Annotated in this window: 17 protein-coding genes and 3 tRNA genes; 10 read left to right on the top strand and 10 right to left on the bottom strand. The window is 65.2% G+C overall.

Annotated features, from left to right (window positions below; genetic code table 11):
• Window positions 1-70 precede the first annotated feature (70 nt).
• Window positions 71-1,936, bottom strand: a complete 1,866-nt coding sequence (locus tag PX653_RS22660; protein ID WP_277414948.1) for a phosphoenolpyruvate carboxykinase (GTP) — start codon at window positions 1,934-1,936, stop codon at window positions 71-73.
• Between the two features lie 378 nt (window positions 1,937-2,314).
• Between PX653_RS22660 and PX653_RS22655 the strand changes: the two genes are divergently transcribed.
• Window positions 2,315-3,322 (top strand): D-2-hydroxyacid dehydrogenase family protein, encoded by a 1,008-nt coding sequence (locus PX653_RS22655; RefSeq protein WP_277414947.1) that lies wholly within the window; start codon window positions 2,315-2,317, stop codon window positions 3,320-3,322.
• Between the two features lie 119 nt (window positions 3,323-3,441).
• On the opposite strand, the gene PX653_RS22650 is transcribed toward PX653_RS22655, so the two are convergent.
• The gene (locus PX653_RS22650) at window positions 3,442-4,194 is read right to left on the bottom strand and encodes an L-asparaginase (RefSeq protein WP_277414946.1); all 753 of its coding nucleotides are present in this window, start codon (window positions 4,192-4,194) and stop codon (window positions 3,442-3,444) included.
• A gap of 231 nt (window positions 4,195-4,425) precedes the next feature.
• Between PX653_RS22650 and PX653_RS22645 the strand changes: the two genes are divergently transcribed.
• The gene (locus PX653_RS22645; RefSeq protein WP_277414945.1) at window positions 4,426-4,911 is read left to right on the top strand and encodes an asparaginase domain-containing protein; all 486 of its coding nucleotides are present in this window, start codon (window positions 4,426-4,428) and stop codon (window positions 4,909-4,911) included.
• Between the two features lie 69 nt (window positions 4,912-4,980).
• On the opposite strand, the gene PX653_RS22640 is transcribed toward PX653_RS22645, so the two are convergent.
• Both PX653_RS22640 and dinB read right to left on the bottom strand, forming a co-directional pair.
• A complete protein-coding gene (locus PX653_RS22640) occupies window positions 4,981-5,877 on the bottom strand; it encodes a recombination-associated protein RdgC (protein WP_277414944.1) in 897 nt (298 codons plus the stop codon).
• A gap of 128 nt (window positions 5,878-6,005) precedes the next feature.
• Window positions 6,006-7,163, bottom strand: coding sequence for a DNA polymerase IV (dinB, locus tag PX653_RS22635; protein WP_277414943.1), 1,158 nt, complete (start codon window positions 7,161-7,163; stop codon window positions 6,006-6,008).
• A 159-nt stretch (window positions 7,164-7,322) separates the two neighbouring features.
• On the opposite strand from dinB, the gene PX653_RS22630 reads away from it, so the two are divergent.
• Both PX653_RS22630 and PX653_RS22625 read left to right on the top strand, forming a co-directional pair.
• Entirely contained in the window at window positions 7,323-8,522 is a 1,200-nt protein-coding gene (locus PX653_RS22630; RefSeq protein WP_277414942.1) for a porin, read from the top strand.
• A gap of 16 nt (window positions 8,523-8,538) precedes the next feature.
• A complete protein-coding gene (locus tag PX653_RS22625) occupies window positions 8,539-10,278 on the top strand; it encodes a methyl-accepting chemotaxis protein (protein WP_277414941.1) in 1,740 nt (579 codons plus the stop codon).
• 1 nt (window position 10,279) lies between these two features.
• Here the strand turns inward: PX653_RS22625 and PX653_RS22620 are convergent, their stop codons facing one another.
• Window positions 10,280-11,113, bottom strand: a complete 834-nt coding sequence (locus tag PX653_RS22620) for a helix-turn-helix transcriptional regulator (RefSeq protein WP_277414940.1) — start codon at window positions 11,111-11,113, stop codon at window positions 10,280-10,282.
• A 252-nt stretch (window positions 11,114-11,365) separates the two neighbouring features.
• Here PX653_RS22620 and PX653_RS22615 point away from each other — a divergent pair.
• The 5 genes from PX653_RS22615 (at window position 11,366) to PX653_RS22595 (ending at window position 13,535) form a co-directional block, all read left to right on the top strand.
• Window positions 11,366-11,441 (top strand) — tRNA-Val (locus PX653_RS22615).
• 18 nt (window positions 11,442-11,459) lie between these two features.
• Window positions 11,460-11,536 (top strand) — tRNA-Asp (locus PX653_RS22610).
• A 78-nt stretch (window positions 11,537-11,614) separates the two neighbouring features.
• A tRNA-Asp gene (locus tag PX653_RS22605) sits at window positions 11,615-11,691 on the top strand.
• 243 nt (window positions 11,692-11,934) lie between these two features.
• The gene (locus PX653_RS22600) at window positions 11,935-12,420 is read left to right on the top strand and encodes a cyclic nucleotide-binding domain-containing protein (protein WP_277414939.1); all 486 of its coding nucleotides are present in this window, start codon (window positions 11,935-11,937) and stop codon (window positions 12,418-12,420) included.
• Window positions 12,420-13,535 carry an AI-2E family transporter gene (locus tag PX653_RS22595; RefSeq protein WP_277414938.1) on the top strand — a complete coding sequence of 372 codons (1,116 nt, stop codon included), beginning with the start codon at window positions 12,420-12,422 and terminating at the stop codon, window positions 13,533-13,535. Before PX653_RS22600 ends, PX653_RS22595 begins: the two co-directional genes overlap by 1 nt.
• Window positions 13,536-13,631: 96 nt before the next feature.
• On the opposite strand, the gene ahpF is transcribed toward PX653_RS22595, so the two are convergent.
• From ahpF to PX653_RS22570, 5 genes are all read right to left on the bottom strand, one after another.
• Window positions 13,632-15,224: an alkyl hydroperoxide reductase subunit F gene (gene ahpF / locus PX653_RS22590; RefSeq protein WP_277414937.1), complete on the bottom strand. Its 1,593-nt coding sequence runs from the start codon at window positions 15,222-15,224 to the stop codon at window positions 13,632-13,634.
• A 73-nt stretch (window positions 15,225-15,297) separates the two neighbouring features.
• Window positions 15,298-15,861: an alkyl hydroperoxide reductase subunit C gene (gene ahpC, locus PX653_RS22585; protein ID WP_107139730.1), complete on the bottom strand. Its 564-nt coding sequence runs from the start codon at window positions 15,859-15,861 to the stop codon at window positions 15,298-15,300.
• A gap of 190 nt (window positions 15,862-16,051) precedes the next feature.
• Entirely contained in the window at window positions 16,052-16,822 is a 771-nt protein-coding gene (locus PX653_RS22580; RefSeq protein ID WP_277414936.1) for a hypothetical protein, read from the bottom strand.
• Window positions 16,819-19,635 (bottom strand): EAL domain-containing protein, encoded by a 2,817-nt coding sequence (locus tag PX653_RS22575; protein ID WP_277414935.1) that lies wholly within the window; start codon window positions 19,633-19,635, stop codon window positions 16,819-16,821. Before PX653_RS22575 ends, PX653_RS22580 begins: the two co-directional genes overlap by 4 nt.
• Window positions 19,636-19,789: 154 nt before the next feature.
• Window positions 19,790-22,141, bottom strand: a complete 2,352-nt coding sequence (locus PX653_RS22570; protein ID WP_503827208.1) for a YgiQ family radical SAM protein — start codon at window positions 22,139-22,141, stop codon at window positions 19,790-19,792.
• Window positions 22,142-22,367: 226 nt separating this feature from the next.
• Here PX653_RS22570 and PX653_RS22565 point away from each other — a divergent pair, with 226 nt between their 5' ends.
• Window positions 22,368-22,880 (top strand): DUF1269 domain-containing protein, encoded by a 513-nt coding sequence (locus PX653_RS22565; protein ID WP_277414933.1) that lies wholly within the window; start codon window positions 22,368-22,370, stop codon window positions 22,878-22,880.
• Window positions 22,881-23,196 lie beyond the last annotated feature (316 nt).

Genomic DNA, 23,196 nt, shown 5'->3' with positions numbered 1-23,196 from the left:
ACCGGGGACAGTCCCGAAGGGACAGTCCCCAAGCGCACGCCAGCGAGGTGCTGGCGAACGAATCAGCCGATCAACCCGCCAGGCGTGCTTCCAGCTTGGCCTTGTTGTCGGTCAGTTCCTTCGGCAGGCGGTGCGCCAGCTTGTCGAACAGTTCCGCGTGCAGTTTCAGCTCTTCGCGCCAGGCGTCCTTGTCGATCGACGTGATCGTCTCGAACTCTTCCGGCGAGAACGGGATGCCGTCCCACTTCAGGTCGCCATAGCGCGGCGTCGTGCCGAACAGCGTCTCGATGCCGCCCGCTTCGCCTTCGATACGCTCCAGCATCCACTTCAGCACGCGCATATTGTCGCCGAAGCCAGGCCAGACGAAGTGGCCGTGCTCGTCGGTGCGGAACCAGTTGACGCAGAAGATCTTCGGCAGGTCGGCCGGGTTCTTGTCGGCGATTTTCTTGCCCAGGTCCAGCCAGTGCTGGAAGTACTCGCTCATGTTGTAGCCGATGAACGGCAGCATCGCGAACGGGTCGCGGCGCACGATGCCCATCTGGCCGGCGGCGGCGGCCGTCGTTTCCGAGCCCATGGTCGCGGCCATGTAGACGCCTTCGACCCAGTCACGCGCTTCCGTTACCAGCGGCACGGTCGTCGAGCGGCGGCCGCCGAAGATGAATGCGGAGATCGGCACACCGGCCGGATCGTCCCAGGCCGGGTCGATCACGGGGTTCTGCACGGCCGACACGGTGAAGCGTGCGTTCGGGTGCGCAGCCTTGGTGCCGGAGGCCGGCGTCCAGTCCTTGCCCTGCCAGTCGATCAGGTGGGCGGGCGCTTCCTTCGTCATGCCTTCCCACCACACGTCGCCGTCGTCGGTCAGCGCGACGTTGGTGAAGATGGTGTTTTCCTTCAGCGAGGCCATGCAGTTGAAGTTGGTCTTCTCGTTCGTGCCCGGGGCCACGCCGAAGTAACCCGCTTCCGGATTGATCGCGTACAGGCGGCCGTCGGCGCCCGGCTTGATCCAGGCGATGTCGTCGCCGATGGTCGTGATCTTCCAGCCCTTGAAGGTGGCCGGCGGGATCAGCATGGCGAAGTTGGTCTTGCCGCAAGCGGACGGGAATGCCGCCGCCACGTAGTGCTTCTTGCCTTCCGGCGATTCCACGCCCAGGATCAGCATGTGCTCGGCCAGCCAGCCAGCGCCGCCCTGCTGCGCTTCCTGGTAACCCATGTTCGAGGCGATCCGCAGCGCAAAGCACTTCTTGCCCAGCAGCGCGTTGCCGCCATAGCCGGAACCGTACGACCAGATTTCACGGGTTTCCGGGAAATGCACGATGTACTTGGTGCTGTTGCATGGCCACGGCACGTCCTTCTGGCCGGCGGCCAGCGGCGCGCCGACGGAGTGCACGCAGGGCACGAACTCGCCGTTCTCCCCCAGCACGTCGTAGACGGCCTTGCCCATGCGGGTCATCACGCGCATGTTGACGGCAACGTAAGGCGAATCGGACAGTTCCACGCCGATGTGGGCGATCGGCGAACCCAGCGGGCCCATCGAGAACGGCACGACGTACATCGTACGGCCCGTCATGCAGCCGTCGAACAGGCCGTTCAGGGTGCCGCGCATCTCGGTCGGGTCGGTCCAGTTGTTGGTCGGGCCGGCCTGTTCCTTCGTGGCCGAGCAGATGAACGTGCGGTCTTCCACGCGCGCCACGTCCGACGGGTCGGAGCAGGCCAGGTAGGAATTCGGGCGCTTGGCTTCGTTCAGTTTCTTCATGGTGCCGGCGGCAACCATTTCCGCGCACAGGCGGTCGTACTCTTCCTGCGAGCCGTCGCACCAGTAAATGCGGTCCGGCTTGGTCAGGGCGGCGATCTCGGCCACCCAGTTGATCAGTTTTTGCTGCTTGATGTAAGCTGGTGCGTTCACTGTTGCAACGCCTCCCATGACTGGCTGATTCATAAAAGCTCCAATGCGAATAAAGAATCCGGTACTCGGCAGGCTCGTCGTCAGCTCATGGCTTGCGCTCGGAAAGGCATTCGAAATGCTTCGGCGGTACGGCGGTTCTGTCGCTGCGCTGATTGCTCGAGGGCGCGCTCCCGGCCGGGGCGGGCGGGAGATATTGCGGTCGGGGAAGAGCGGGCACCATCGAATCTGGCCGCGCGAGGGATCGCGCTGCGGGCCGGGACGTGCTCATCTGTCTACTTCCGCGATCTGGCCGATTGTACACCTGCACCCGGGCATTTCTAACAAAAATGTAGGAAAAATGCTTGACTAATGTAGTAGGCTATTCGAGATATTCACGATCCTGTTATTTCCCTACCAATTAAACGGAACCCCATGAAAATTGCCATTCTTGACGACTACCAGGACGCCGTCCGCGAGCTGGACTGCTTCGGTCTGCTGGACGATCACGACGTCAAGGTCTTCAACAATTCCATCCGCGGTACGGGCCAGCTGGTGGCGCGCTTGACGCCCTTCGACGCCATCGTGCTGATCCGGGAGCGCACCCAGCTGAACCGCGCGCTGCTGTCGAGGTTGCCCAACCTTAAGGTGATTTCGCAGACGGGCAAGGTCAGCGGGCACGTCGACGTGGCCGCGGCCACCGAGCTGGGGATCGCCATCGTCGAAGGTGTCGGCTCCCCCACGGCGCCGGCGGAACTGACGTGGGCGCTGATCATGGCCGCGGCGCGCAAGATCGTGCCGTATGCCAGCCACCTGAAAGCGGGCGCCTGGCAAACGGTCTCGACCAACCAACCGTTCAATACGCTGGGTACGGTGCTGCGCGGCCGCACGTTGGGCATATGGAGCTACGGCAAGATCGGCAAGCTCGTCGCCGGCTATGGCCGCGCGTTCGGCATGGACGTGCTGGTCTGGGGCGGCGAGGCCAGCCGCGCCGCGGCCGTCGCGGACGGCTACCGGGCGGCGCCATCGAAGGAAGCGTTGTTCGAGCAAGCGGACGTGCTGACCGTGCACCTGCGCCTGGCCGACGCCACGCGCGGCAGCGTCACGGCCAAGGATCTGGCACGGATGAAACCGGAGGCATTGTTCGTCAATACGAGCCGGGCCGAGCTGGTGGAAGAAGGCGCCCTGGAGAGCGCCCTGCGCAGCGGCCGTCCGGGTTCGGCCGCACTGGACGTATTCCCTGACGAACCGCTGCCGGCGGATTCGCCGCTGCTGCGCATGCCGCAAGTGCTGGCGACGCCACACCTGGGCTACGTCGAGAAGGACAGCTACGAGTTGTACTTCCGCCACGCCTTCCAGAACCTGCTGGACTTCGAAGCGGGACAATGCGCGACGATCCTGAACCCCGAGTACCGCCAGCACCTCAGGTCACCCAACAGCTGAGATCGTGTCCACCTCGGGGTCACACCCCGACAAAGACACGAGCCCAACGGTGAGGTCAACGGCTGAGCCCGTGTCCATGTCGGGGTGTGACCCCATGGTGGACACAGGCTCGGCTGTGGTCAGGCTTCAGGGATGCCCGTCAGGTTGATGCGGCGTGCCGGCATCGCATGGACTTTCGTCCACAGGCCGGCCCAGCCCGGCGGCCAGCCGATGTCGGGGCCGCTGTACGGCGGCAGGCCGGCACGCACGGGTATGACGGGCACGGGCGGCATTTCCACGAGCGGGCCGCCGTTGGGGCGCTGCATGTCCAGGCTGTACATGTAGCCCGGCAGCAGCGCGTCGCAGACCTGCGCGAACCACGCGGTGTGGTCGTCGTCGCGGCCCAATGCCTGGGCCAGGCCTTGCGGGTCGAACTTCGCCAGGGCGTGGATCAGCTCCTGTGTCGTGGCCCCCGGGTTGTCGCCCCAGCCCATGACGGGATTGACGTTGTAGTCGGCCCCCGAGCCATACCAGCCCTCGCGCCAGGAACGCTGCATCCAGTCGCGCGTGCCCGTGAACAGGTGCCAGCGCCAATGCAGGCCGGACGGCTTTGGCCACGAATACAGGTAGAGCTTCTGATAACCGGCCTCGTGCAGTGCACGCACCAGTGCCATCAGGCGCGCGTGCGGCATCCGGTCCGGCGGTGCCCGGCGGAACAGGATCGCTTCGCCATCGGCGTACTGCACCTCATCGGTGGAAAGGTTCAGGTCCAGCGTGCGGCTCTCGCTGCCGAAGCGCGCGGCGATCCAGCCCGTCAGCAAGTTGACGGCCGTGATGACGCCATAGCCGCGATGACGGTGGAAGATGACGGTGCCGGGAGCGAGCGCTTTCATGGTCGTTGCGGAGTGAAAACAGGAACGGCGGCCAGGGGTCAATGGTCAATGTTCAGATTCGGAGCGAGGAAACGCGACAGGAACGCTGCAACGCCGGCCACGTCGGAACAGCTTTCTAGTGTACTCAACGACGCAACAAGTTACCAGATGAGCGCATAGAAAGATTTGCTGGTTCTGGCCCGGCGCCGCGCGCTATCATTGAGCATTCTGCAACTCGTTATCGGCTTTACCATGACTCTGCGCATCGTCGCCACCGGCGGCACCTTCGACAAGCACTACAACGAACTGAACGGCACGCTCGGCTTTGCCGACAGCCACCTGCCCGCCGCCATTGCCCGCGCCCGCCTGACAGTGCCCGTCGAGCTGGAACAGCTGCCGCTGCTGGACTCGCTCGACATGCAGGACGCCGACCGCGCCCGCGTACTGGCTTCCTGCCAGGCCGCCACCGAAAGCGCCATCGTCATCGTGCACGGCACCGACACGATGCCGGAAACGGCGGCCGTGCTGGGCCCGGCAGCGCTCGCCAAGACGATCGTACTGACGGGCGCGATGATTCCCTATGAGATCGACAATTCCGACGCGTTCTTCAACCTGGGATTCGCCTGCGGCGTCGCCCAGGCCTTGCCGCCTGGCGTCTACGTGGCCATGAACGGCACCGTGTTCGACTGGAACAACGTGCAGAAGAACCGCGCGGCCGGCGTATTCCAGACGAAATAAACGCGCAGCAATGAACAACGGCGCCCGGTCCGCAAGGGACGGGGCGCCGCCAGGAACTCACACGGTCGGTCAGGCGGTCGCTTCGCCGCCCAACGCTTCGACCACGTCCTTCAGCAGCTTGGACAGTTCGCCCGTCATCAGCATGAAGTCGCCATCGAAACGCTCGTCGTCGTTGCGGGTGACGGCTTCGTTTTCCTTCAGCACGTCCAGCGGCTTGACGCTCTTGATGGCCAGCGCCTCGGTCAGCACGAACGAGATCTTGCTGTCCCACGTCATCGCCAGGCGCGTGCACTGCTTGCCCGCGGCGATATGGCGGCGCACTTCCTCCGGTTCCAGCGTGTGGCGCACGTAGCGCACGGCGGCCTTGCTTTCGCCCGTGGCGCGCAGTTCGGTGTCCTGGTCGACGGTAAAGCCGGCCGGCGCCTCGTCGTCCTGCAGCCAGGCCGTCATCACGCCCACCGGCGAGCGCTGCACGCGCAGGCTTTCCAGCGGCATCCGGTCCACCGCCTTCAGCAGCAGCTTGATGACTTCATCCGCCTTGGCCGGGCTGGCCGCATCGACGACCAGCCAGCCGTTGACGGGGTCGATCCACGTCCACACATTGCCGCGGATGGTAAAGGCACGCGGCAGCAGTTCGTCGTGCACGCGCTCCTTCAGTTCCTTCATCGCCTTCTTGCCGGGCGCGAAACCTTGCTGCTCTTCCATTTCCAGCGCACGGGCCTTGGCAACCTGGTTGACGACCGTGGTCGGCAGCAGCTTTTTCTCGGTGCCGAGGAGGATCAGCATCTGCTTGTTGACGACGTGAACCAGCGCGCCGTTGCCACGTGGCGAATCCCAGCCTTGGCGCATCAGCTCGTTGCTGCTGGCCGGCGTGAAGGCATGGGGACGCAGCGCTTCTTCCAGTTGTTCGGGGGTAAATGCCCACGGCGCGGGCAGACGGTAAATCTGGAGATTCTTGAACCACATAACGTTGTTTGCCTCGATCAGCTAATTCCGGGGGAACGGTATTCTACCGGTCCGGACAGGCCAAGTCATCGGTTAGTTGGGCAAGCTTGGCAGGCTGGCAAGCTTGCCTGGCAGCCATTCTTGCCTGCTCAGGGCTGCTCGAACAGATCGCCCTGCACGGGCAGGCGCTGCTGCGCCAGCTCGTCCAGCGGCGTCAGCGCACTGACCCGCACGCCCAGCAGCCGGATGCGCTGCTCCAGCGGTACCCGGCGCAGGCATTCGCCGGCCGCGCGCCGGATCGTGGCGGCATCCGCGGTCGGCTGCGGCAACGTCACGTCGCGTGTGACGGTATGGAAGTCGGCATAGCGCAGCTTGATGCCGACGGTGCGGCCGGCGTAGCGCTTGCGGTGCAGGTCTTCCGCCAGGCGCACGCACAACCGCGTAAAAATGTCCGACAGCGCGGTGCGGTCGTGCTTGGCGTGCAGGTCGCGTTCGAACGTCGTCTCGCGGCTGATGCCCTTCGGCTCGGAACTGGTGACGACGGCGCGGGTATCGTGGCCGTGCGCGACGTCGCGCAGCCATTGCGCCGTGTTCAGGCCGAAATGCTCCTGCAGCAGCTTCGGTTCGGCCTGCGCCAGCTGTCCCACCGTTTCGATGCCCAGCGCGACCAGCTTGGTATTGGCCTTGGGACCGATGCCGTTGATCTTGCGCACCGCCAGCGGCCAGATACGCAGGGGCACGTCGTCATACGAGACGATCGTCATGCCGTTCGGCTTTTCCAGGTCCGAGCAGATCTTTGCCAGCAGTTTATTGGGGGCGATGCCGATCGAACACGACAGCCCCGTCGCATCGTGCACGGCGTCCTTGATCCGCTGGGCCAGCACCCGCGTCTCGTCGGGATGCTCGGTCAGGTCGATGTAGATCTCGTCGATGCCGCGGTCCTCGATATGGGGCGCGATGGCGGCGACCGCGCTCTTGAACAGGCGCGAATAGTGGCGGTAGGAGTCGAAATCGGCGGGCAACAGGACGGCATCTGGCGCCAGCGCGGCCGCCTTCATCATGCCCATCGCGGAGAACACGCCCAGCGCCCGCGCTTCGTAGGTCGACGTCGTGACGACACCGCGGCCGGTGTAGTCGCGCAGCCGGGCATAATCGCGCGTGCCGTCCGCGCGCAGCACCGGCGCATTGGCCGAGCGGCCGCCGATGACGACCGCCTGGCCGCGCAACTCCGGGTAGCGCAGCAGTTCGACGGACGCATAGAAGGCGTCCATGTCGAGATGGGCAATGCGGCGCGGCGGCTGGGTCATACGGCTGGCAGAATGAGCGGTACTGTGATTATATCCAGTATCCAACACCCTGCGCCAGCATTGTCATCGCCACAACAAAAGCGATAGCGATCAAGCACTTAGCGGCTCGACAAGTAGCACAATGTCCATCGTTTTTTTGCAACATCTGCCCGACAATTCATGCGTGCACGCGCTGTGCGCGGGCCGGACGGCGTAGCATCGGAGCTTTCCACTGCCTCGACCGTCATGACCGACACCACCGTCTCCTGCCGGGCTCACAGCCTGGCCTTATTCCTGTCCGGCGCCCTGTCCTGTGCCCTGTCCTGTGCCCTGTTCGCCGTCCCCGCGTCGGCGCAAAGCCAGATCACCGTCATGGGCGGCGTCGACGCCTTTGCCGGCTCATTGAAGAACAGCGGCGACGCGGCGCACCAGACCGTCGTCGGCAGCGGCGGCATGACCACCTCGTGGTTCGGCTTCAAGGGCTCGGAAGACCTGGGGCGCGGGCTGCGCGCGGAGTTCTTCCTGACGGGCTTCTTCCAGACCGACACGGGCACGTCGGGCCGCTTCGGTGGCGACAACATGTTTTCGCGCGATGCCAACGTGGCCCTGGCCGGCGACTTCGGCCGCCTGCAGGTGGGCCGCGCTTCCGCGCCCAGCTTCCTGCCCAACATCCTGTTCAATCCGTTCGGCGATTCGTTCACGTTCGCGCCCCTCGTGCTGCACTCGTACGTGCCCACCGGCCGCTTCGGCGCCCGCACGTGGGCCGCGACGAATGCCGCCGACAGCGGCTGGAGCAACCACGTCGTCTACACGACGCCGGGCTGGAACGGCCTGCGCGCCAGCCTGCATTTCCAGGCCGGCGAAAAGGCGGGTCAGTCGAGCAAGAACAACCTCGCCGTCAGCACGCTGTACAACCAGGGCCCGCTGGCACTGAGCGCGTTTGCCCACCGTATCCGCGACAGCAATCCGAATCCCGGCGGCGCCATCCTCGACGTCACCCGCGCGCCCGTCAACTATGCGGCGATCGACGAACAGCGTGCCTGGTTCCTGGGGGCCAGCTACGACTTCCGGCTGCTGAAGCTGTACGGGACATGGCAACGTACCGTGAACGATGCGGCCGGCACGGAAGGCCTGCGCGACCGCACGGCCAGCGCCGGCATCGCCATCCCGGCCGGGCCCGGCGCCATCCTGTTCGGCGTGGCCGATACGCAGCGCAGCGGCCGCCTGATCGGCAGCGAGCGTTCGCGCCGCACCGCTACGCTGGGCTACGACTACCGGCTGTCCAAGCGCACCGACCTGTACACGGTGGCCATGGGCGACCGCATCACCACGCTGCCGACGGCCATGAGCTACGCCCTCGGCATCCGCCACTCGTTCTGAACCGTTAGGAAAAACCATGACTCTGTCCAACCTCAAGATCGGGGCCCGGCTGGCCGTCGGATTCGCCATCACGATCCTGATCATGCTGATCATGTCGCTCATCGGTATCAGCCGCGTGCAGAAGATGGATGCGCTGGCCGAAGCGATCGTCAACGACCGCTATGCCAAGGTGGCGCTGATCAACGACATGCGCAGCTACGCCAACCGGGGCGCCCAGGCGGTGCGCAATGCGATGCTGGCGCCCGACCCCGCCGCCACCGCCAAGTTCCTCGAAGGACTGGTCGATGCCGACCGCGTCGGCGCGGAAAAGGCGCAGGAACTGGAAAAAATCATCGTGCGGGCGGATACCAGGCGCAAGTTCGAGGACCAGCGCGACGCGTTCGCGGCCTACCGCGACGTACGCGAAAAGGCGATCGCCCAGTTCCGCGGTGGCGACCGCGAGGGCGCGGTGCAAGCGTTGTTTGCCAGTGTCGTGCCGGCCCAGAACGCCTACTTCGGCAAGCTCGACGTGCTGCTGACGGACCAGCGCGAACTGATGGCGGCCGACGGCAAGGCGGCGGGCGACGCCGCCCACACGGCTACCACGACGATGATCGCGCTGCTGATCGTCGCCACGGCCGTGTCGGCACTGGCGGGCTACCTGATCACGCGCTCCGTCACGCAGCCGATCCTGGAAGCGGTGCACGTGGCCGAGGCGGTGGCGGGCGGCGACCTGACGGTCGCCATCGACACGCACCGCAAGGATGAAACGGGGCGTCTGCTGGCAGCCTTGCAGGACATGACGCAGGGCCTGACGCGGACCGTACGCGCCGTGCGCGACAGCACCGATACCATCAATACGGCGTCGGCCGAGATTGCGACGGGCAATATGGACCTGTCCGGCCGCACCGAGCAGCAGGCGGCCAGCCTGGAGGAAACCGCATCGTCGATGGAGGAACTGACGTCGACCGTGCGCCAGAATGCGGACAACGCGCGCCAGGCCAACATCCTCGTCACCTCCGCCGCCGAGCACGCCAACCAGGGCGGCAACGTGGTGGGCCAGGTCGTGCAGACGATGGGCTCCATCAAGGAGAGCTCGGGCAAGATCGTGGACATCATCGGCGTCATCGACGGCATCGCCTTCCAGACCAATATCCTGGCGCTGAATGCCGCCGTGGAGGCGGCGCGGGCGGGCGAGCAGGGCCGTGGCTTCGCCGTCGTCGCCAGCGAGGTGCGCAACCTGGCACAGCGCTCGGCCAGCGCGGCCAGGGAGATCAAGGAGCTGATCAACGACTCCGTCGAGAAGGTGGACGCGGGCGGTCGCCTGGTGGACGAAGCGGGCACGACCATGGGGCGCATCGTCGCCTCCGTGCAGCAGGTGGCGGCCATCATGAACGAGATCACGTCCGCCAGCCAGGAGCAGAGCGCCGGGATCGAGCAGATCAACACGACGATCGTCGCGATGGACAACACCACGCAGCAGAACGCGGCCCTGGTGGAGGAAGCGGCGGCGGCGGCGGCCAGCCTGCGCGAACAGGCCGAGCGCCTGTCGGCGGCAATTGCCGTGTTCCGCCTCGACAGTGCCGCCGCCGCGGTCGCGCCCGTGCTGGTGACGCCGAAGCCCGCATCCGCGCAGCCGTTGAAGCTGGCGGCCGCCACGCCGGCCCGTCCGGCCGCACCGCCGCGCGACGAACGCCGTGCGGCATCGTCGGCTGGGCCGGCACGCGCCAAGCCGGCCGCGAAGGCGCCGCAAAGCGACGAGTGGGAAGAGTTCTAAGCTAGTCGTATTTCCCGGCCAGCGCGCGGAACCATGCCGCGCTGGCCTCGTCGGCCGGGAAGAACGATTCCAGGCGCAGTTCATGCACGGTCACGTCGTGCGGCGTGCCCAGGGTCGTGATCGTCGTAAACAGGTTCAACGTGACGTCCCCCTTGCGCAGGGTCAGCGGCAGGAACGGCAGGGCACGCCGCTCCAGGTTGGGCGCCTGCACCTGAGCTCCGATGCCGGGCAGTGCCGTCAACTCGTGCAGCAAGGCCGTGGCCTCGCTGCCGGGGCCGTCGCTCATGGCCTCGCGCTGGATCCACAGCAGCTGGTCAGCGCAGACTTCCTCCCAATTGGCGATCACGGGCCGCAGCGCGGTCAAGGTCAGGCGGATGACGTTCAGCGAACCGTCGCGCGGAATCGGCGCGTAGGCCGGCATGTCGAGCAGGAAGCGCATCATGGCGGCCGCCGGCTCGTTGGCCATGACGAGGTTCCACAGCCGGTCCACTACCAGCGCGGGGTACGGCGCCGCCTGCGCCAGCATGAATTCCAGCGCCTGGCGCACGGCGGCCAATTCCGGGTCGGACAGGTCGCGCTCCTGGTAGGCTGGCGCGAAACCGGCCGCCAGCAGCATGGCGTTGCGCTGGCGCAGCGGCACATCCAGCACGAGGCCCAGCTTCAGGACCAGTTCGCGGCTGGGTTGCGCCCGGCTGCTTTCCAGGAAGCTGATGTGGCGCTGGGAAACATTCGCCTCGGCCGACAGCGCCAGCTGGCTGAGGCCGCGCTTGCCGCGCCAGTAGCGCAGGGCCTGGGCGAAGTCGCTGAAATAGTGGTCGCGGGCGGCAGTGTCCATGGCTTGCCTTTGCAATGGTCAGGAGTAAGCTGCATTGTCGAGGAATTCGTCAACGCTGTCCCGGATTCTGCGGCGCTGGCGGCGACCTGGCGATAACGTTCCAGGTAATCGGACAGGCTGCTTACCAGGCGAACTCGTTAGCGAAAATCAGCATTTTTTTGCAAAAGGCCTTGCGGAATCGAGAAACGGCGCAGTAGAATACGGCCTCTTCTGAACGTTGTGACAAACGTTCGAAGTTCGAAAGATGGTAGCGGGCGCTTAGCTCAGTTGGTAGAGCGGATCCCTTACAAGGATTAGGTCGGGAGTTCGAGCCTCTCAGCGCCCACCACGAACTTCATGAAGACCTGGAGCGGTAGTTCAGTTGGTTAGAATACCGGCCTGTCACGCCGGGGGTCGCGGGTTCGAGCCCCGTCCGCTCCGCCAGGATTCCGAAGGGAGCCCGATTATCGGGCTTTTTTCACGCAGCTTTTTTGTCGTTGCAGCATCAGCGCAATGGCAATTGGAGCGGTAGTTCAGTTGGTTAGAATACCGGCCTGTCACGCCGGGGGTCGCGGGTTCGAGCCCCGTCCGCTCCGCCAACACTGAGAAAGGCCCCGATTCGTCGGGGCCTTTTTCTATTCCACGGTCGGCGAAGGACCGGGGTCAGACCCGCCGGGTCTGACCCCAGCTCTCGGCCTTTGGGTCGAAGAGGGTTCGCGGCACTTGGCGCCTTGTCTTTCCCGCGCAACAACCACAGCACACTTCAGTGCAGCCACCCCGCACCGCACAAAACCGGCGACAATGATGACGAAACCCTCATCGTCGTTCCACCCGGAGTATTCGTGATTTTTGGCTTCCTGAAACCGCCTCCCCTGTCGCCCCGCCTGCACCGGCTGCGCGAAAGCGACCTGCTCAACACGCTGACTCCGCTGGAACTGAAGATCGTCGACGGACTGATGCACGAGCGCCGCTACCTTGCCGGCGAAATCATCTTCGACGAAGGCGAGGAAGGCCAGGCGCTGTACCTCGTCACGGCCGGCCACGTGCAGATCAGCCGTACGATCAACGGCGCGCCGGAAATCCTGACGGAGCTGTCGCCGGGGGCTTTCTTCGGCGACCTGGCACTGCTGGACAACTCGCCCCGCAATGCCCAGGCCCGCGCATGGGACAACTGCGAGCTGGCCGTGTTCTTCCGCGCCGACTTCATGGGCTTGATGGAGACCGATGCCGTGATCGGCTACAAGATCTCGCTCGCACTGGCGCGGCACATCGCCGCCATGCTGCGCGGCGAGATGGATCCGGAGCGGCCCAGGATCGGAGCCTTGTGATGGGCGAACCGCAGCGTTCGGGACCGATCGTCTGGTCCGGCATCATCGCCGCCACGTGTGTGCTGCTGTACCTGCTGCAACAGGTGCTGTGGCTGTCGGTGCCGTTCCTCGTGGGGATCATCCTGTATTACATGCTGCTGTCGCCCATGCAGCGGCTGCTGCGCATGGGCTATTCGCGCAATACGGCCGCGCTCATCGTCGGTGTGGGCTTCCTGCTGATCCTGCTGCTGGTCGTGCTGGCAATGATCGCCTGGATCCCCGCCCCCTCGACGGCATGGCACGAACTGCCTTCCCGTTACCTCTCGGCCGGCATGCGCTTCCTGCGCAACATGATGCGGGCGCTGGAAACACAGTTCCCGTTCCTGCGGCCGGCGCACCTGGGCGAGGAGATGGACGCCAGCCTGGCCAGCTATACACGCGGCTTCGTCAAGCGCCACCTGACCGACGTGCTGGTGGGCGCGGCCGCCTGGGTGCCGTCGCTGCTGCTGGCGCCCTTCCTGACGTTCTTCTTCCTGCGCGATGGCCGCCGCTTCAAGCGCTTCCTGGCGCGCGCCGTGCCGAACGCGTTCTTTGAAAAGACGCTGTACCTGCTGCACGAGGTGGACCAGACGGCGCGGCGCTACTTCCACGGCATGCTGAAGCTGACGATCATCGATACGCTCGTACTGTCGGTGGGCCTGTGGGCCATCGGCATGCAGGCGGCGCTGCTGCTGGGATTCATCGCGGCCGTGCTGGCCTGGGTGCCTTACGTCGGCTCGATCGCCGGCTGCCTGCTGGTGGTACTGGTCGCCGCCGCCGATGCGCCGGACAACAACATGCTGGCGTACAGCGCCATTTTTGTCTTCATTGCTGCGCGCCTGCTGGACGACTTCGTCTTCATGCCGCTGACACTGGGCCGCAGCCTGCGTATCCATCCGCTCGTGACGGTGCTGATGATCTTCATCGGCGGCGCCCTGGCCGGCGTGACAGGCCTGATGCTGGTACTGCCGCTGCTGGGCGTGGTGATGGTGGTGGGCGAAACGATCGGCGTCCTCGTCACCGACGCGCGCCTGCAGGCCCGGCACCGCTACGCCCACTCCTTGCGCGTCAAGCAGGCCAGCATCGACCTGAAATAAATCGGAGGCTGTCCCCGATTTCAAATTGGGGACAGCCTCCGATTCCCAGCCAATAAAAAACGGGAGCCGCGGCTCCCGTTTTTATTGCTGCGCCGCTTACGCCGCGGTGGCGATCTTTTCCTGCTCGGCTTCCACTTCGTCGTCGCCGGAGCGGATCAGGTGGTCGAACGCGGACAGTGCCGCCGTCGCGCCTGCTCCCACCGCGATGACGATCTGCTTGTACGGCACCGTCGTCACGTCGCCGGCGGCAAACACGCCCGGCACCGACGTCTGGCCCTTGGCATCGATCTCGATCTCGCCATGCTTGGACAGCGCCACGGTACCCTTCAGCCACTCCGTGTTCGGCACCAGGCCGATCTGCACGAACACGCCTTCCAGCTCGACGCGGTGCAGCTCGCCGCTGTTGCGGTCCTTGTACGACAGGCCGTTCACCTTCTTGCCGTCGCCGTGGATTTCCGTCGTCTGGGCCGACAGGATCACAGTGACGTTCGGCAGCGAGCGCAGCTTGCGCTGCAGCACGGCGTCGGCACGCAGTTCCCCACCGAACTCGATCAGCGTGACGTGCTGGACGATGCCGGCCAGGTCGATCGCCGCTTCGACACCGGAGTTGCCGCCGCCGATCACGGACACGCGCTTGCCCTTGAACAGCGGGCCGTCGCAGTGCGGGCAATATGCCACACCGTGGTTACGGTATTCCTTCTCGCCCGGCACGTTGATCTCGCGCCAGCGGGCACCCGTCGACAGGATCACGGTCTTGGCCTTCAGCACGGCGCCGGTGGCGGTGTGCACTTCGGCGATGCGGCCCGGCACCAGCTTGACGGCGCGCTGGGTGTTCATGATGTCGACTTCGTATTCCTTGACGTGCTGCTCCAGCGCGACAGCGAACTTCGGACCGTCCGTTTCCTTGATGGAGACGAAGTTCTCGATCGCCAGGGTATCGAGCACCTGGCCGCCGAAACGCTCGGCCAGCACCCCGGTGTTGATGCCTTTGCGGGCGGCGTAGATCGCCGAGGCCGCGCCGGCCGGACCGCCGCCGACGATCAGCACGTCGAACACGTCCTTCTTGTTCAGTTCCACAGCCTGGCGGGCACCGGCGTTGGTATCCAGCTTGGCCAGGATTTCTTCCACGTTGGTACGGCCCTGGCCGAAGTGTTCGCCGTTCAGGAACATCATCGGCACGGCCATGATCTGGCGGTCCTCGACTTCCTTCTGGAACACGCCACCGTCGATCGTCGTGACCTTGATGCGTGGGTTGATGACCGACATCGCGTTCAGTGCCTGCACCACTTCAGGGCAGTTGTGGCACGACAGCGAGATGAAGGTCTCGAATTCGTAGTCGCCGTCCAGGTTGCGGATCTGTTCGATCGTCGCCTCGTCCAGCTTGATCGTGTGGCCGCCCACCTGCAGCAGGGCCAGCACCAGCGAGGTGAACTCATGGCCCATCGGGATGCCGGCAAAGCGCACGCCGATGTCGCTGCCGGCACGGTTGATCGAGAACGACGGCTTGCGCACGTTGGCGGCGTTGTCCTCGATGACAGTAATCTTGTCGCTCAAGCCTTCGATATCGGCGAGCAGTTCCTGCATTTCCCGCGCTTTGGCGGAGTCATCCAGCGATGCGACGATCTCAATCGGCTGCACCACTTTTTCCAGATAGGCTTTCAGTTGGGTTTTGAGATTTGCATCCAGCATGACATTCTTCCTTTCGTTATTCGCTGCCGGACACATGTCCGGCAGCGTGCACTACTGATTTACTGCGTACTGCTTAGATCTTGCCGACCAGGTCCAGCGACGGGGTCAGGGTGGCAGCGCCTTCCGACCACTTGGCTGGGCACACTTCGCCTGGGTGGGAAGCGACGTACTGGGCCGCCTTGACCTTGCGCAGCAGTTCCGAAGCGTCACGGCCGATGCCGTTGTCATGGACTTCCAGCACTTTGATGAAGCCTTCCGGATTGATGACGAACGTGCCGCGCAGTGCCAGGCCTTCTTCTTCGATCATGACCTGGAAGTTACGGGACAGCAGGCCGGTCGGGTCGCCGATCAGTGGGTAGTTCACTTTCTTGATGGCGTCCGACGTGTCGTGCCATGCCTTGTGGGCGAAGTGGGTGTCGGTCGAGATGCCGTACACTTCCACGCCCAGCTTCTGGAATTCCGCGTAGTTGTCAGCCAGGTCTTCCAGTTCGGTCGGGCACACGAACGTGAAGTCGGCCGGGTAGAACACGAACACCGACCACTTGCCCTTCAGGGACTCTTCGCTCAGTTCAACGAACTTGCCAGCGTGGTAAGCGGTAGCTTTGAACGGTTTTACTTGGGTGTTGATCAGGGACATTTGTGTTTTCCTCGTGAGGTTTGTGAATCAATGAGACGTCAGTTTAGCTAGATCTCGGCTATTTGAAAAATTGATTGTTCCGATGATGTCAATTGAGTTTGACTATCGAAACAACTAGCGAGACGGCTATTATCGCCGTTTCAACGGATGGCAGCAGGCGGGCGCCTTGCGGAACGAATGGCGAAGAGCGTCAGCGACGGCGCTTGCGTTGGCGCCGCTTCCCAGGTGGAAATGCGGAGAGAACGGCGCCGTCGCGCCGTTCCAGTTGCCGGACGGTGTATGCCTGGGCCAGCGCCGTGCCCGCCAGATCGACGGAGAACGCCAGCCCCAGCCCGATGGCCCCAGCCCAGGCCATCGCAGCGGCGGACGAGGCCCCGAAGACCAGGCCAGGCCCCAACAGCATGAACAGGACAGCGCCAACCACGACCGCCAGCGCAGGTTTGCCGCGTTCACGCAGGAATGCATTGGACGTGTCGTCGGGCGGCGCGAGTTGCCGCTGCATCATCTCCCAGTCCAGCAGGCCCTGCGCAGGCTCGTAATATCCGGCCAGCGCCTGCGCGCCGCGTTCCCGCCAGCGACCGCGAAAGCCGGCCGCGCCGCGCATGGCTGCCCCGGCGCTGGTAACCGCCAGCGCCAGCAAGGCGAACGTCCCGACAGGTTCCGCCACCTCCTCCATCCACCACAGCGGCAGGATGCCGTTGAACATGACCCACGCCAGCGACAGCCCGGCACCGGCCTGGAACAGCAGGGCCCCGATCAGCCGGGCCGGCGCCAGCGCGCACAACACCGCCTGGCACATGGTCAACACGGCGCCGGCGCCCAACGAGACCCGGGCGACATCGCGCTGCGCCGACCAGGTCACGAGATCGTCGGCCAGCGCCCATGCCAGGCCGGTACCGAACAGGTTGGCCAGCACGAGCGCGCCGAGCCGGCGCAGGTACGGCGTCGGCATGGCGGTCAACCCGCCGTACTCGTCACTTGGGCCTGCAGGAGCGCATCGAACTCCTCGACCGGCATCGGCCGCGCGAACAGGTAGCCCTGGCCGTAGTCGCAGCCGGCGGCGGCCAGCAGGTCGCGCTGCTCGGCCGTTTCGACGCCTTCGGCAATCACGTCGAGACCCAGCTTGTGTGCCATCACGATGATGGCCTCCGACAGCGCCATGTCGCTGGAATCGGGCGCCAGGTTGCGGGTAAAGCTGCGGTCGATCTTGAGGTAGTCGATGTCGAACTTGTTCAGGTAGGACAGCGACGAGTAGCCGGTGCCGAAGTCGTCCAGCGCCACCTGGATGCCGGCGTCGCGCAGCTGCAGCAGCTTGTCCGTGACCATCGTGCTGGCATCGAGCAGCAGGCCTTCCGTGATCTCGACAACAATGGCCTGGCCCGGCACGTCCAGCTGGCGCAACGCGCGCAGCCACACGTCATACGTGCCGCCCTCGCGCTGGAATTCGACCGGCGACTGGTTCAGGCTGACCTGGAACGCGGGATGCACGTGCTGGCGCCAGCGCTGGACCCAGCGCAACGATTCGTTGAAGACCCATTGGCCGATATCGACGATCAGCCCGCTCGATTCGGCCAGCGGAATGAATTCCAGTGGACTGACGAGGCCGCGCTGCGGGTGCTCCCAGCGCAGCAGCGCCTCGGCCTTGTGGATGGCCCCCGTGCGCAGCTCGACGATCGGCTGGAAGTACAGCCTCAGCTGCTCGCCCTTGATGGCGCTGCGCAGGTCGTTGGTCAGGCGCATCCGGTTCAGTGCCGCCACCTGCAGCGCGGGCGTGAAGTAGCTGAAGCGGTTGCGCCCCGCACCCTTGGCCGCGTACATGGCCTGGTCCGCGTGCTTGAGCAGGTCTTCCACGCTGCTGGCGTCGTCCGGATACAGCGTGATACCGATGCTGGCCGAGACGAACGCCTGTTCCTCGCCCAGCGTGAACGGGGCCAGCAGGGTGTCGATGATGTTCTGCGCGATGGCGTCGACCCGCTCCGCATCCTGCAACGCCGGCAGGATGACGGTGAATTCGTCGCCACCCAGGCGCGCCACCGTATCGGATTCGCGCACGCAGGTGCCGATGCGGCGGGCCGCGTCCACCAGCAGCACGTCGCCCTGGTGATGGCCCAGCGTATCGTTGACTTCCTTGAAATGGTCGAGGTCGATGAACAGGATCGCGATGCGCGAGCCGTCGCGCCGGCTCTTGACGATGTCGTGGTGCAGCCGGTCCAGGAACATGCGCCGGTTCGGCAACTGCGTCAGCGGATCGAAATTCGCCTGCTGCCAGATCAGCGCTTCCGTTTCCTTCTGGTCCGTCACGTCCTCGATCATGCACAGCTTCAGCCGCGGGCCCGGCTTGTCGGCATCCACGGGCACGACGGAGGCCTCGACCCACACTGTCGAGCCGTCGGCGCGGATCATGCGCAACGTGCTGCGAAAGCCCGGGATTTCGCGCTCCTGCAGCCGCTGCATCTGCATCGCGCAGTCCGGCAGGTCCTCCGGATGAATCAGGTCGGTCCATGCACAGGCGGCCATCTGCTCCGGCGTGCGGCCGGCGATCTCCAGGTAACGGGGATTGTGGTCGGAAAACGAGCCCGTCACGGTGTCGATCAGCGCGATGCCCATCGGCGCCGCCTCGAACATCGTGCGGAAGCGCTCCTCGCCCTTGCGGATGGCTTCGTCGGCGCGCCCCCGCTCGCGCGCCAGCAACGCCACATGGACAGCCGCGCCCAGCAGCAGCAAGGCCGCCGCGACGCCGAGGATGCGGTACAGCCAGGCCAGGTTCGGGCCGCTGTCGGTGTTGTACAGGAAGCCGCTGAACGACGCGCCGCGCGGCAACTGGCCCAGGTCGGTGTAGACGTCGGCAATGTGCTGCCAGCGGTCAGGGTTCATGTACCCCACTTCGACCAGCACGGGCTGTACCAGCGGCACCATCTGGCGCGCTTCGTACAACAGGTGCTGGCGGTCGTGCTTCTGCGAATATTTCGCCAGGATCAGGTCGACCATCTCCTCCTGGTGGCTCATCGCGTATTGCCAGCCGCGCATGCTGGCCGCGCGGAACGCCTTGACGCGCGCCGGGTTGGCGCTGATCTCGTGCTCGCTGGTAAACAGGTTGTCGCCGTAAAAGTCGATGCCGGCCGTGCGGGGCGAATAGATGTCGTAAGGGAAGCCGGCCCGGTCCAGGTAATCGGGCTCGTTGGTCGTGTAGATCGACATCGCGTCGACCCGCCCCTTGATCAGGTCGTCGGGGTTGTAGCTGTGCTCGACCCGGTCCAGCCGCTCCGGCGCCACGCCTTCCTTGCGCAGGTAAGCGACCAGCTCATCGGCCTGGTTGAGCGTGTCCGCTTGCGGGCCCAGCATGATCTTGCCGCCGATGATGCGGCGCAGGTCGGGCACGCTGCCCTGCTGGCGCATGGCCAGCGCATAGGGCGAATGCTGGAACACGACGGCCAGCACGACGACCGGCTTGCCGGACAGGCGCGACAGCAGCAGGGTGCTGCTGCCCGTGCCGAACTGGGCGCGGCCGGACAGCACGGCGCGCTCGGGCGCATCGCCGTCGGCCCCTTCCAGGATCGTGACGTCCAGCCCCGCTTCCCGGTAAAAACCTTTTTCCAGCGCCGCGTAGTAGCCGGCAAACTGGAACTGGTGCGTGTGCTTCAGCTGGAGCACGACCTGGTCGCGCTGCTGGGCTCCCGCCGCGCTGCCCCACAACACGCATGCGCCCACGACCAGCAACCGCCGGCTGTACCGGCGCCAGCCGCCGTCAATGAACGCGACCAGTGTGGAATGCACGGGCTATGGATGAGCAGGGTTGGCGGGACGAGGCATGGTTCGATTGTACTGCCTTCCACGGCTGGGCTGCGCCGCCTGTGGCTTCCTAGCATCAGACATGGCAAGATTGCAGCAATTGCCAGGTGCCGGCCGTGTGGCCGGCACCGTCCTCACACTATTTGCGGCCAGCCTTGACGGGCTTCGCGCCGGCGCGGACCGGCGCCGCCTTGGGCTTGACCTTGATCGTGTCCAGGATCGACGGACGTACCTTGGTCTCGATGGCTTCCCGCGCCGTGACGGACCCCGTCAACGCATTCGGCCGGCCGCCACGCGGCACGGCGGCGGCGCGCTGGCCCGGCACGGCACGGCCGGCGCTGGCCCCGGCCGGCGCGCGTGGCCGTGCGCCCGGCGCCAGCGTCGGCATCGCGCGCTTGCCTTCCGGCGCCGCTTTCATGTGCTCCTCGCCTGGCGTCCAGGCCGGGATCAGGTGCTTCTCGCCATTGCCGATCAGGTCGCCACGGCCCATGCGCTGCAGCGTCTCGCGCAGGATCGGCCAGTTTTCCGGATCGTAGTAGCGCAGGAACGCCTTGTGCGCCTTGCGGATCTTGCCGCTGCGGGGCGTCTCGACCGTTTCCGACGTATCCGTCACCTTGTGCAAGGGGTTCTTGCGCGAGTGATACATCGTCGTCGCCATGGCCATCGGGGTCGGCATGAACGTCTGTACCTGGTCGAGGCGGAAGTTGTTTTTCTTCAGCCACAGCGCCAGGTTCAGCATGTCCTCGTCCGTCGTGCCCGGGTGGGCCGCGATGAAGTACGGGATCAGGTACTGCTTCTTGCCCGCTTCCACGGAGAACTTCTCGAACATGGCCTTGAACGCGTCGTAAGCGCCGATGCCGGGCTTCATCATCTTGTTCAGCACGTTCGGTTCCGTGTGCTCCGGCGCGATCTTCAACAGGCCGCCCACGTGGTGGGTGACGAGTTCCTTGACGTACTCGGGCGAGCGCACGGCCAGGTCGTAGCGCAGGCCGGAGCTGATCAGGATCTTCTTCACGCCCGGGATGGCGCGGGCCTTGCGGTACAGCGAGATCAGCTTGCTGTGGTCGGTACCCAGGTTGACGCAGATCGACGGGTACACGCACGACAGGCGGCGGCACGATTCCTCGATCTTCTTGTCCTTGCACGCCAGCCGGTACATGTTCGCGGTCGGCCCGCCCAGGTCGGAAATCGTGCCCGTGAAGCCCTTGGTCTTGTCGCGGATGTGTTCGATTTCACGCAGGATCGACGGCTCCGAGCGGCTCTGGATGATGCGCCCTTCGTGTTCCGTGATCGAGCAGAACGTGCAGCCGCCGAAGCAGCCGCGCATGATATTGACGGAGAAACGGATCATTTCCCACGCCGGGATGCGGGCGTTGCCATAGCTCGGGTGCGGCGCGCGCGCATAGTTCATGTCGTACACGCCGTCCATCTCGTCCATCGCCAGCGGCAACGGTGGCGGGTTGATCCACACGTCGCGCTCGCCGTGCTGCTGCACCAGCGCGCGGGCGTTGCCCGGATTCGATTCCAGGTGGAACACGCGCGACGCGTGGGCGTACATGACGGGGTCGGTGCTGACCACGTCGAACGACGGCAGCCGCACGACGGTCTTGCTGTGCTTTTCGCGCGCCATCGCCTGGCGTTCCTCGCGCGTCATGATGCGGATGGGCTTCACCACTTCGGGCGCGCTGGCCGCGTTTTCAGTGGCGCACGCGGCCTTGTCTTCCTGCGCCATCGCGTACGGGTCGGGATGGACATCGATCTTGCCGGGCACGTCCACGCGGGTGGAATTGTGCACGCCCCATTCGGGCGACGGCATCCAGCCGTGCGGCGCCAGGAAAGCGGTGCCGCGCAGGTCGCGGATCGCCTTGATGTCCTCGCCGGCCGCCATCCGGTGCGTCAGGTCGACCAGGGCGCGCTCGGCGTTACCGAACAGCAGCAAATCCGCTTTCGAATCCATCAGCACGGACTTGCGCACCTTGTCGGACCAGTAATCATAATGGGCGATCCGGCGCAGCGAGGCCTCGATACTGCCGATGACGATCGGCGTGCCGGGGAAGGCTTCGCGGGCGCGCTGCGCATACACCGTTACCGCGCGGTCGGGGCGCTTGTTCGGCTCGCCGTTCGGCGTGTAGGCGTCGTCGGAGCGGATCTTGCGGTCGGACGTGTAGCGGTTGACCATCGAGTCCATATTGCCCGCCGTGACGCCGAAGTACAGGCGCGGCTTGCCCAGCGCGCGGAACGGCTCGGCGGAATGCCAGTCGGGCTGGCTGATGATACCCACCCGGAACCCCTGCGCCTCCAGCAGCCGGCCGACCAGGGCCATGCCGAAGCTGGGGTGGTCGATGTAGGCATCGCCCGTGATCAGGATGACGTCGCACTCGTCCCAGCCCAGCTTGTCCATTTCGGCACGGGTCATGGGCAGGAAAGGCGCGGCAGCAGCGCGGGCAGACCGCTTGGGGACGGTCGCGAAGAGGTTTACTGGGGAGTTCATCGACAGGATTGTACCAAAATCGGGCCGGCTCCGCGCGAGTCGGCGCCGCAAATTGACGGGAAAACCTCTTAATTTTCAATAACTTGTGTCGAAGACGGCAACGCTTGGGCGTTTTCGGAAATTTTCTGCTGTCCGGATTGCATTGTGCGGCGCAACGACTATAACGAAAGGTAAGGCTGCAATGCCATGCCCCCTGCTGCCGCAAACCACCACCGGAGACACCATCATGCGACGTCGTCTTTACTACCTGCTGCCCGATCTATCCGCTGCCCGCGCCATGCTCGACGAGTTGCTGCTCGCCCGCATCGAGGAGCGGCGCATCCACTTCATGTCGCGCGAAGGCACGCTGCCAGACGACCTGCCCGGCTGCAGCTTCGCGTTGAAAACCGACCTTGTGCACGGCGCCCAGGTCGGCATCGTGATGGGCGCGATCGTCGGCTTCCTGGTCGGCTTCACGCTCGCGCTGACCGAGCCGTATGGCCTGGAAGTCCCGACCGGGACGATGCTGCTGATGGCGCTGGGTGGCGCCGTGTTCGGCGCATGGGCGTCGGGCATGAACGGTTGCGCCATTCCCAACAAGAAGCTGGAACAGTACACGGACCGCGTGCAGCAGGGCCAGGTATTGATGATGGTCGATGTCCCCGTGCGCCGCCTGCGCGAGATCGAGGACATGATCGCCCAGCGCCACCCGAACTTCAACTTTGCCGGAGAAGAGCCGCCGGTGCTGGCGTTTCCATAGGTCCAGCGGAGCGCTGACATTTGTGACCCTACGGCGGAGAGCCGGGGGCGGACGGTGGTGGCGCCAAGTTAAGAACCATAAGCAACCCCTACGGCGAAGGGCCGGGGTCAGACCCGGCGGGTCTGACCCCAGTTTCTGGTCTTGGGTTTCAGAAAAGCCAGCGGCTCGCTGACCTATACGCCTTAACTTAGCGGCATCAGGGTCAGACGGGGACGCCGAGTCCCGCCGGGTCTGACCCTGCTCTCCGCTGTAGGGTTGACTTTGTGTCAGCGGCCGGGCTCACTGGCCCTCACTGGCCTGTACAACTTAACCGTGC

It is taken from the genome of Pseudoduganella chitinolytica (genome assembly GCF_029028125.1).
GTDB lineage: Bacteria > Pseudomonadota > Gammaproteobacteria > Burkholderiales > Burkholderiaceae_D > Rugamonas > Rugamonas chitinolytica.
This window is presented reverse-complemented; position numbering and strand designations above follow the sequence as displayed.